The sequence below is a fragment of the uncultured Pseudokineococcus sp. genome (assembly GCF_947495735.1).
GTDB lineage: Bacteria > Actinomycetota > Actinomycetes > Actinomycetales > Quadrisphaeraceae > Pseudokineococcus.
On sequence record NZ_CANMAA010000050.1, the window covers coordinates 1 to 399 of the forward strand.

At 74.4% G+C, this 399-nt stretch carries 1 protein-coding gene; it reads left to right on the forward strand.

Annotated elements, in window-relative coordinates; genetic code table 11:
- Positions 1-399: FtsX-like permease family protein (locus Q0848_RS18925; protein ID WP_299040388.1), on the forward strand; the 399-nt coding region annotated here is incomplete at both ends.

Here is a 399-nt window from a genome sequence, read left to right on the forward strand (position 1 = left end):
GAGACCACCGGCACCGCCGCCAAGACCCCGCTGGCCGCCCTGACCTCCCTGGAGACGTTCCGCTCCGAGGTCGGCTCACTGGGTCTGATGGTCGCGATGCTGTTCGGCATCTCCGCGCTCGTGGTCGGCGCCTTCTTCACCGTCTGGACCATGCAGCGCGCACGCGACGTCGCCGTCCTGAAGGCCCTGGGCGCCACCACCGCCTCTCTGGTCAAGGACGCCCTCGGGCAGGCCGCGGTCGTGCTGGGCGCCGGCATCGCCACCGGCATGGTCGCCGTCCTCACCCTCGGCGCCCTCGCCGGCACCGCGCTGCCCTTCCTGGTCAGCCCCCTGACCACCGTCGTGCCCGCCGCTGCCATGGCCGTCCTCGGGCTCGCCGGCGCCGCCGTCGCGCTGCGC